At 52.1% G+C, this 9474-nt stretch carries 9 protein-coding genes; 2 read left to right on the top strand and 7 right to left on the bottom strand.

Features of this window, described 5'->3' with window-relative positions; translation table 11 throughout:
- Nucleotides 1-56: 56 nt before the first annotated feature.
- The gene (locus ABDK92_10420) at nucleotides 57-380 is read right to left on the bottom strand and encodes a hypothetical protein (GenBank protein ID MEN3187019.1); all 324 of its coding nucleotides are present in this window, start codon (nucleotides 378-380) and stop codon (nucleotides 57-59) included.
- 336 nt (nucleotides 381-716) lie between these two features.
- Here ABDK92_10420 and ABDK92_10415 point away from each other — a divergent pair, with 336 nt between their 5' ends.
- Both ABDK92_10415 and ABDK92_10410 read left to right on the top strand, forming a co-directional pair.
- A complete protein-coding gene (locus tag ABDK92_10415) occupies nucleotides 717-938 on the top strand; it encodes a hypothetical protein (protein ID MEN3187018.1) in 222 nt (73 codons plus the stop codon).
- A 182-nt stretch (nucleotides 939-1120) separates the two neighbouring features.
- Nucleotides 1121-2251, top strand: coding sequence for a carboxypeptidase-like regulatory domain-containing protein (locus ABDK92_10410; GenBank protein MEN3187017.1), 1131 nt, complete (start codon nucleotides 1121-1123; stop codon nucleotides 2249-2251).
- 718 nt (nucleotides 2252-2969) lie between these two features.
- Here ABDK92_10410 and ABDK92_10405 read toward each other — a convergent pair.
- From ABDK92_10405 to ABDK92_10380, 6 genes are all read right to left on the bottom strand, one after another.
- Nucleotides 2970-3827 (bottom strand): sugar phosphate isomerase/epimerase family protein, encoded by an 858-nt coding sequence (locus tag ABDK92_10405; GenBank protein MEN3187016.1) that lies wholly within the window; start codon nucleotides 3825-3827, stop codon nucleotides 2970-2972.
- 58 nt (nucleotides 3828-3885) lie between these two features.
- Nucleotides 3886-4680, bottom strand: coding sequence for an ATP-binding cassette domain-containing protein (locus ABDK92_10400; protein ID MEN3187015.1), 795 nt, complete (start codon nucleotides 4678-4680; stop codon nucleotides 3886-3888).
- 6 nt (nucleotides 4681-4686) lie between these two features.
- Entirely contained in the window at nucleotides 4687-5670 is a 984-nt protein-coding gene (locus tag ABDK92_10395; GenBank protein ID MEN3187014.1) for an ABC transporter permease, read from the bottom strand.
- 5 nt (nucleotides 5671-5675) lie between these two features.
- On the bottom strand, nucleotides 5676-6623 hold the full coding sequence (locus ABDK92_10390; protein ID MEN3187013.1) for an ABC transporter permease: 948 nt from the start codon (nucleotides 6621-6623) through the stop codon (nucleotides 5676-5678).
- Between the two features lie 104 nt (nucleotides 6624-6727).
- Nucleotides 6728-7726: a sugar ABC transporter substrate-binding protein gene (locus ABDK92_10385; GenBank protein MEN3187012.1), complete on the bottom strand. Its 999-nt coding sequence runs from the start codon at nucleotides 7724-7726 to the stop codon at nucleotides 6728-6730.
- A gap of 1184 nt (nucleotides 7727-8910) precedes the next feature.
- Nucleotides 8911-9378 carry a 5-deoxy-glucuronate isomerase gene (locus ABDK92_10380; protein ID MEN3187011.1) on the bottom strand — a complete coding sequence of 156 codons (468 nt, stop codon included), beginning with the start codon at nucleotides 9376-9378 and terminating at the stop codon, nucleotides 8911-8913.
- Nucleotides 9379-9474: the final 96 nt, after the last annotated feature.

The following is a 9474-nucleotide window of genomic DNA, read 5'->3' as shown; positions in this document are numbered from 1 at the left end:
TAGTTCAGTGGGTATAGTTAAATAGGTATAGTTAAATGGATCTAGTTCGTCTACACTCACTGTAGAGGGGTACTCCAATGAGTGTAGAACCCCTCTACACTCACTGTAGAACCCTCTACACTCACTGTAGAACCCTCTACACTCACTGTAGAACCCTCTACACTCACTGTAGAGGTGGTCAAGAAGTAGCGGTTGACGGAACCTTTTCCCCGCACCCCTGAGTGTTCCATGATTTTCTGGTATCCCGGAAAGCAATACCCGGAGGAGTCGGCATGGTAAAGGAGGGCTAAATATACCGGAAGTACTGCTTGACACCTGGTTTTTTTACTCACTTCCACCAGGTGTATGAAGGTCTGGTAGGGAAGCTTTAAGAAACGCATGACCTGTAGCCTCCTTTGTGGTGGAGAGGATACGCCATAAAAAACCACTGGTTTTCCTCGTGGTGTCATGGACGACCTCGTCCTGGATATTATGCAATATTTTATAAATATATAAAATAAAATGCAATAATAACTGCGTTTTTTTCCGGATGGTTGCCTCTGGTGGGGGAAGAAAACCTTGAAAAATTGAAAAAATGTGGACCCGGTACTTTGAGAGTGACACGTAATGTCAGTAAAAGAGGCTACAATGGATCCTGAAAAAGGTGAGTGATGGTGTCAGCAAAACCCGAACTCAAGGTGACATGTATCCCCCAGCTAAATTGGAGAGTGGGGTCAGTGCCGTTCCCGCAGGGCGGGGGTATGCGGGAGTGGTTACTTTTCTATCTGCGAAAGAGGACGTTTTGCCGGATTCTCTTTCCCCCTTTCCTCTTTTGGTGGTGGGTCTTTTATCCCATCGAAACGGGGTATGAAGAGTGGTTCTTTACTGAGGTTACATCGGTGAAGGCAGGTGTGTCCCTTTTTGGGTTTTCCCATGGGGTTCATCCTGAAAAGGTTTAGTGTCCACACAAAGATGGGTAAGAAAGGAAAACTCATGGTTGTGGTTGCCATCCACCCCGAAGGAAGGGACAAAAAGTCCCATGGGGCACAGGATGTCAAATACGGAACACGATTTAGGGAAAATTCCCGGTGATAGAACCGGGATTTGGGAATCCCAAAAAATCATGAAAGGAGGATGTGTGATGGTTCGTTCAAAGTGCTCTTTCGTGCTGGCGGTTTTGGCCCTGGTGGCGCTTATGCTGAACGGGTGTATGGTGTCTCCACCGGCTCCAACCCCGGAACCGAGGGCGGTTCTCCAGGGAAGAGTTGTGGTTCCTCAGGGAGCAGCACGGGGAAAGCAGGTCATCGGTCAGGCGCTGGCAGGGGCAACGGTCAACGTCATTGACCCCAGAACGGGGAATATCGTTGCTAGCACCGTCACTGACGATGACGGAAACTACCGGGTGGAAGTACCGGCCGGTGGACCATACCTTGTTCAGGTGGTAAAAGGGAATGTGAAAGTTCTCGATGTGTCCCCTGCGGTGAGCGCTGGGGAAACCGTTGATCTGGGTGTGGCCGATGCGACCTCCACTGCCCAAGCCCTGCTTTTTGCTGCCAGAGTAGAAAGGGGTGAAGACCCCGCATCGATTCCTCTGGAGGATCTTTTAACCCTTCCAGGGTTCAACCAGCTCGTTACCCAAGTTGAAAACGCTCTGAATGCTGGTAATGACCCCACCACCATCCCTCAAATTGTCAATCTTGCAAATAGTATCGTTAATCCTCCATCTCCATCTCCATCTCCAGTTTCTCCATCCGCTCCAACTCCAACTCCAACCCCAACTCCAACCCCAACCCCAACTCCAACTCCAACTCCAACCCCAACCCCAGCTCCCTTTTCGATCACCTTCGGTACCCCGACTATCAATGGTACTGTGGTCACACTCACCGTGAGGGCGCAGAATAATAGTGGAAGTGATTATCCGAATGCCCTCTATGGAATCAGGGTGACCATACCTGGTGCAAGTGGACAAACTCTTACCGTTCATTACGGTCCACCGGGAGGGAATACACCGCTCAGTTTCCCCCTCAACTATAGTAACGGAGACTACGTCGGATCCTTTGGTGGTTCCGGTTTTAACATGAATGCTGGCTGGGACGTGACCACAGAGTTCAGGGTGGATTTAAACCAAGTTGGCTTTACGAGTGGGGGTACTACTACTGTTCGTGCTACCGTTTTTGTCTCTCTCGGCCAGGCTCCAAATCCATTCACAAATCCAGTTGCACAAAATCAAACTACCATTGATATTCCCAACCTTAATCCTCCCACTTCCTGAGGAAGCTCAATGAGGTCCACCTTCGGTTGTTTTGGTCCACCGATGGTGGAAAAGCGTGATGTGGTGTGGTTAAAAAAGCCAGGCGGCAAAAAGCCGCCTGGCTTTTTTGGAAATCCTGGGGTGGAAAAACCCAATGTTCTGGGGTCCATTCTTTAGGGTCTACCCTTTGCCCAATGAGGTACCCACGTCCTTTTTTTCAAAACCTCGTCACGTGCGCAGGAATTGAGGGGGATTCCTCCTTTCTACCATTCCCACATGAAAACCTTTGTCATTCCTGTATGACACTCCATTATCCGTCATTCCCGCAAAAACCCCCTTTCCGTCATTCCCGCAAAAACCCCCAATCCGTCATTCCCGCAAAAACCCCCTTCCGTCATTCCCGCATGCTTTAAGCGGGAATCCAAATCCATGACAAGGAAAAGTCACTGGAATTCCTGATTACTACATTCAGGAATGACAGAGGGGAGAAGATTCCGGCTTAAAGGTTGCCGGGGTGACGGAAAAGAACAAGATCCGGCTTTATCCCCTTGTGAGGGCGAGGTGGTCACATCGTTTAGGTTTACTTTACGGATCGGAAGAAATTTCTGACGCTTTTTCCGATTTGAGTGGGGTATCCCACTTCCAGTGGAATTTTGAGGATACCCCACTGTGGACCTGTGCAAACCTTTTGGTCATCAGGAATGTCTGGTGGATTCCATGGGAACCCAGGACGAAGAGTTCACCGGTAGTACTTCTTTTCCAGACCCTTAAGGAAGGCAAGACCCTCCCGCAGGAGGAACTCGGTTGAAGGTGCTAACTTCCTCCAGATGCAGGTAGCGGCGCGCATGGATTCGGCGATTTCGGCAAACGATTCCATACCCACCACCCCCTGGTAGTTTCCCTCTCCCAGAGCTTTGAAGACTTCATCCCAGTTGACGGTTCCCGTACCGGGAGTTCCACGGTGGCTTTCGCTTAAGTGGTAGTGGCACAGATGGGGAAGAGCTTGCTTGGTGGGTTCGTAGAAGTTGTTTTCTTCGATATTCATGTGGTAGGTGTCGAGGTGGATTCCCACGTTGGGTTCCCCGATCATGTCCCGGAGACGGAGGGCTTGCTCGCAGGTGTTGATGAGGAAGGTTTCGTAGCGGTTGATGGGTTCAATGCCCACCACCATCCCGAAATCCCGGGCAAGCTGGGCTACCGTGCGCAGAGCAGTACTTGCCCGTTCCCAGTGGACTTCACCCGGCATGGTGTCAATCCGTTTTCCCATGGCTGAGTAGATGACTCCCGAAAAGCTTTTGGCCCCCATTTCGGCGCTGACCCGTACACAGCGGAGGAGGTATTCAAGACCCCTTTTTCGAATTTCTGGGTCATCGCTGGTGAGGTCGTAGAAGTCCTGGAGGGCTGTTGAGGTCACCACCCCGATTCCGACCTGCTTTAACCGTTCCCGGATGGCAGAAGGGTCGACGAGGTCGATATCCATGAGAGGGATTTCGATGAGGTCGAACCCAAACTCTTGAGCTCGGTCGATGAGATTGAGAGTCGCGTTGCTCCATTGCCCTGTCCAGGCATAGGCGTGGATGGCATACTGTAAGGCCATGGTCTATCACCCCTTTACGTTTTTTTGATCCCCTGAAAGGGGTCCATTTGGACTGAAGTCAAATCCGTTCCAGCCGGGTTTCGTTGACCCCGGTGATCATGGCCACCACCTCAGCCGGATTGGTTTCAGTCTTCAACCGTTCACCCACCTTTTCGCCATTTCGCAGGACGATAATCCGGTCCACAACTTCGAAGATGTGGGCGATATTGTGACTGATGATGATGATGGAGGCTCCCAGTTCGTCCCGAATGCGCTTGATGAGGTCAAGAACGTTCCGTTCCTGCTTCACCCCCAGATTGTTGGTCGGCTCATCGAAAATGAGGATTTTCCCTTTCCAGTACACCGCCCTTCCAATGGCTACCGTCTGCCGTTGCCCGCCTGAGAGGTAGAGGGTTTTGGAACGGACGTCTTTGATGTCCACCCCCAGGGCGTTGAGCACCCGGTTGGTTTCCTGGAGCATGAATCGGTCGTCAACCAGCTTAAAGAAACGGCCGAAGACGTCGTCCCGGAGTTTTTCCCGCCCCAGAAAGAGGTTGGAAGCGGCGTCAAAAATGGGGATGAGTCCTTGGTCCTGGTACACCGTTTCAATACCCATTTTTCGGGCATCGCTTGGATTCTTGATTTCTACTTCCTGTCCATGGACAAAAATCTGTCCCGCGGTTTTTTCGTAGACTCCGGAGAGAATCTTGATGAGGGTTGACTTTCCTGCTCCGTTATCTCCCACAATTCCCACGATTTCCCGTTCGTACACTTTGAAATCGACCCCATTCACAGCTTTGATCCCCCCAAAGAACTTGCAGAGGCCCTTGACCTCAAGCACCACCTCTTTTTGGGGATGTACCCAGTCTTCCATACCAATTCACCTCTCCATAGAACGTGCGCCGTGCTTCTCGGCGAAGCGCATGCGCAGCGCATCGACATACATGGCACCGAAAATTAGCCCCCCGCGCACAAAGGGATATAAATATGGGGATACCCCCAGGTAGTTTAAGCCGCTCTCAATCATGTAGAGGATGTACACCCCAAGGAGAGTTCCCGGTAAAAGTGACCCCTCTCCTCCAAACAAGCTGATACCCCCAATGACCACGCTTGCCAGAGCGACGAATTCCATGCCGATTCCCATGCGCAGCGAAACTGAGCCAAGCTGGGCGCTCAGCCAGAGTCCTCCTGCGCTGGCCAGAGTCCCGGAGAGCACAAAGGAGAGGAGCACCACCCGTTTGACATCAATGCCAGCCCGCTGGCACACGTCGGCGTTACTCCCCACCGCAGCTACGTAACGGCCAAAAGGGGTTTTGGTTTGCACAAGGTGCAAAAGAGAAAGAAAAACCAGGGAAAAGAGAATATCCCAGTAAAAAACCCCCAAACGAGCACTGCTTAACCCGGTGAGAGAGGAAGGAAGACCGATGGTTCGGCCCTTCACAATTTGGAGGCCAATTCCCCTGAAGGCCATCATGGTACCCAAGGTAGCGATGAAAGAATTAACCCCCAGCCTGGTGACCACAAAACCGTTCAAAAGTCCGGCCAGAAGGCCTACCCCGAGGGTAATGACCACCGCCAGGGAGAGAGGAACCCCGTAGCGTACAAGAAGCGTTGAGCCGACCACCGGAGCAAAAAAGGCTACCGAGCCAACCGAGATGTCGAGGTTTCGGGTGAGGACCACCATGGTCATCCCGGCGGCGACGAACACAAGCGGTACTGCTGCGTGCATGACGTTGAAGAGATTGGTGAGGGTCAAAAATCGCCGTGACAGGAGGGAGAATCCAAAAAACACCACGATGGCAATGAGGAAAAGACGCTCTTGCCCCAGGAGGGAAAATCGACGTGTTCTCCAGACAGTGAACATGGTCATCAACCTCGTTCTTGAAAGGTTCGCTTGCGCCAGTAATCGAAGGCCACCACGGCAACGACCAGGGCGCCTTTGGCTACCAGACTCAGATAGTAGGAAACCTGCATCATGTTCATCATGTTCTCGAGAATCGTGATGAACAGAGCACCGATGGCGGCTCCCAGCACGCTCCCTTCAGCACCGTGGACGCTGACTCCTCCCACCACTGCAGCTCCAACTACGTTCAAGATCACCCCTTCGCCCCCCATCTTGGACGACGCCGACATAAGACGAGCCGTGGTCACTACCGCCGCTAAGCCAGCAAAGAAGCCCGAAAAAAGGTAAGCGGTGAACACCATCCGTTCGGTGGGTACTCCCAGGAGTTTTGCGACGGTGACGTTGGAACCGGTGGCATAGAGCCATCGTCCGTAGCGGCTCTGGCGTATCAGCCCGAATACGACCAGGGCCACTCCAAAAAAGAGGAAAACCGGAACGGGAATCTCCAGAATTCGGGCGGTGAGAGTAGCGATGAAGCGGGGCGGGAGATTACTGATACTCACTTCCCTGGTAAGCCAGATTGAAGCTCCCGTGGCGACGTACATCATGGACAGCGTGACCACGAATGGGACCATTTTGAGGTATGCCACGGCGAATCCGTTGAAGGCCCCAAGGAGGGTGGAGAACGCCACCATGATGGCGCTACCCAGGAGAGGGGATCCTCCCTGTCGCATCCACATGGCCCCCAGGATTCCTCCCAGAGCCATCACCGAGGGTCCGGAAAGGTCAATGCCTCCGGTCACCATGGCGAAGGTGATGCCAATGGCCATGAGACCCAGGGCTGCCGACTGATTCAAGATGTTGACGATGTTTCGAAGCGAGAGGAATCGGGGAACTACGAACCCCATCACAACCACAATCAGTGCAAACACAAGGAGTGGGATGTACCGGTACAGTTCTTCTTTTTTCAGCATTTTTCAAACTCCTCTTTGGTGGCTTGGGCACCCAGACTCTCAGTTCCAGTTAAAAAAGATTGGGAGGGCAGCCCTCCCAATCTTTTCCGGTTTTTCGTGTGCTCTCAGTCTTTGTACTCTCTGGCCCACATATTCTCGAGCTTTTCGACATTATCCGGGGTGGCAACCCGTCCTGCGACCAGGAATTTCTGTCCCTCTGGAATCTTCTCCCCAAGCAGAATACTGGTGAGCACCTTCACGGCTTCAACAGCATGGAAGTAGGCATCGTAGGTGGTGGCGACATCGAGGTACCCCTTGACCATGGCTTCGTACCCCTGAGGATTGATATCCTGGGCTGCAATCCAAATGTGATTCGGGTCACCGGCTGGAGCGAGTCGTCCCACTTCGGCCAGGGCTTTTTCCACGGCGGAGAAGGCAAAGTCGCTGTGGACAAAGAGGGCATTCGCTTCCGGATTGGCCTGGAGGGCGTTTTTCAAACCCGTGTAGAATTTCTCCGGGTTCCATTCGGTGGGTACCTGGGCGATGGTTTCCCATGCACCGAGCTGGTCTTCCACGTAGTGCCAACCATTGGAACGGTACACGGCGTTCATGTCTCGCAGGTCACCCATCACCTCAATCACCTTGCCCTTGATTCCAAGCCCTTTGAGGAGTCCAGCAAAATAGAGCGCCGTTGTGACCGCCTGGTTATAGCTGTCTGCACCCACGTGTGCGGTGGGAACCTCGGTGGAAGATTCCCGGTCAAACGTCACGAAGGGGATTCCGGCCTCACGAGCCGCTTTGATGGAAGCTCCAATTGCCGCCGCGTCGTGCGCCCGGGCGATGATGATATCCACCCCCTGGGCAATCAGATTTTCGATGTTGGCGGCTTGCTGAACGGGATCACTGTCGGCTACCGTGACCACCCATTCAAACTCTAACCCTTTCTGCGGTCCGTACTCTTTGCTGTAACGAATCATGTAGTCTTCCCAGGCTTGGATAAGGGCATGGAGCTTTTCGTTCCAGGAAAGTCCAACCTTGACCTTTCGAGTTTCCCCAAAGGTAACACCACTCCACGCAACACCCACAAGCACCAGAATGAGAAACACGATGAGCATCTTTTTCATGGCTCTTATCCTCCTTTCGATTTCCTCCATCGACACCACATGGACCACAAGCGAATATCTGGAGTTTGACCCGTCCTCGTATCCCTTGTCCCAGTGATTCACCCGATGACTCTCTTCACCTCCTTTGCCCGTTCTTCGCCTTGCTTTGGAAAGGAACTCGAAGAATGCTTTTTCTTTTGCTTTTCCCAATTCAAAGAAGCCAGGCAGTCCAAACCTTGGAGTATAAGGGCTAAATTAAATCCTTCGAAACTTTACCGTGATTTTAAGCCGAAATTCATCCTCTTTAGCAATTTTAACAAAACTCCACCATAGAGTCAATCATCTTATGTTCTTCAGGTTAAGAGGTTCTATCCAGATGACGGACCACGGAGCTGGAAAGATTGGAAACGTTTACTTTCGCCAATTGAGGATGAAAGGACAGCGAGAAGAATACGGAAAAGAACGTGCAGAAGTGCAAAAAACTGCCTTCAGGTGAGAGGATTTTGTTCGTTCCGGGTTGTTTCACCGGAATGGTTTCCAGGCTGCCTGTGTTTGAGTGGGATCTCGGTGCTCGAACTTTTGATTTCATTACTAGGATTCCTGCTTACTGCATGCAGGAATGACGGATTAGGGGTAACCTGCGGGAATGACGGAAGGTTTGACGTGCGGGAATGACGGATAAAAAGCGTCATTCCTGAATGGATCTATCGAGGAGCCTGCCCTCGAATGGATTAATCGAGGAGCCTGCCCCTGCATGTCTTAAGCAGGGGTCATTCCGGCAATCTTTAAGCCGGAATCTTCCCCTCTCTGTCATTCCTGAATGTAGTAATCAGGAATCCCAGTGACTTTTCCTTATCATGGATTTAGATTCCTGCTTACTGCATGCAGGAATGACGGATTGGGGGTTCATGCGGGAATGACGGATAAAAAAGCGTCACCCCTGAATGGATCTATCGAGGAGCCTGCCCTCGAATGGATCTATCGAGGAGCCTGCCCTCGAATGGATCTATCGAGGGTCACCCTGGCAGGTAACTCGGCCGGGTTTTTGCTTTTTTTCTCTGTTTAGCGTGTCGTTGAGAGAGGGTAGATGGGGAGTGGGTCCTTCAAAATTTGGAAGTGACGCCTATTGTGAAGACTGCCGGTACCCTTTCTGGAATGCTCAGACCCCTGGAGAACTTCGTCTATCAAGGAAGCATCGTGTTCCATCACTCCCCGACCCAGCGATGCGGAGGGTCCTCGAAGGGTTTTAGGACTCGATTTTCCCCGGCTAGGGCCCAGCAGTAGTAGAGTGCGTACCCAGGAGCGGCCACCACCGGGTGGTATCCACCAGGAATCACAAACGTATCACCATCCTTGATGAGGTATGCATCTTCGATTTCCTTACTTTCCAGGTACAGGCACTGGACACCAAAGCCATGCTGGGGGTGGAAGCGATAGTGGTACACCTCTTCAAGGGCGTACTCCTCGGGGGGACGATTTTTTTGATGACGGTGGGGAGGGAAACTCGACCAGCATCCCGGGCGGTTCAGGGTTTCCCCAACCATGAGTGTTTGGGCAGGAAATTCTGGTCCAATGATGGTGTATACGATTCTGGTGAAGTTTTCCTTACCCACCTCTTTAGCTTGGACCTCTTCCTTTGAGATAAACGTGGTTGGCCGGTTTTGGAGGTGAATGCTTCAAAGATCGCCCATTCGGTATCGTGAATGGCCTCCACGGTGAAGGGGACGTGGGGAGGAAAGTAGAAACAGGATGCCCGCTCTTTGAAGACG

This window comes from Atribacterota bacterium (assembly GCA_039638595.1).
GTDB classification, from domain to species: Bacteria; Atribacterota; Atribacteria; order Atribacterales; family Caldatribacteriaceae; genus Profundicultor; species Profundicultor thermophilus.
Note: the sequence above shows the minus strand (reverse complement) of the source record. Positions and strands in the feature narration are given on the sequence as shown.

Excerpts from the sequence above, each read along its gene's own strand:
- ABDK92_10420 (MEN3187019.1), bottom strand. The coding sequence starts at position 380 with ATGCGTTTCTTAAAGCTTCCCTACCAGACCTTCATACACCTGGTGGAA.
- ABDK92_10410 (MEN3187017.1), top strand. The coding sequence starts at position 1,121 with ATGGTTCGTTCAAAGTGCTCTTTCGTGCTGGCGGTTTTGGCCCTGGTG.
- ABDK92_10405 (MEN3187016.1), bottom strand. The coding sequence starts at position 3,827 with ATGGCCTTACAGTATGCCATCCACGCCTATGCCTGGACAGGGCAATGG.
- ABDK92_10400 (MEN3187015.1), bottom strand. The coding sequence starts at position 4,680 with ATGGAAGACTGGGTACATCCCCAAAAAGAGGTGGTGCTTGAGGTCAAG.
- ABDK92_10395 (MEN3187014.1), bottom strand. The coding sequence starts at position 5,670 with ATGTTCACTGTCTGGAGAACACGTCGATTTTCCCTCCTGGGGCAAGAG.
- ABDK92_10390 (MEN3187013.1), bottom strand. The coding sequence starts at position 6,623 with ATGCTGAAAAAAGAAGAACTGTACCGGTACATCCCACTCCTTGTGTTT.
- ABDK92_10385 (MEN3187012.1), bottom strand. The coding sequence starts at position 7,726 with ATGAAAAAGATGCTCATCGTGTTTCTCATTCTGGTGCTTGTGGGTGTT.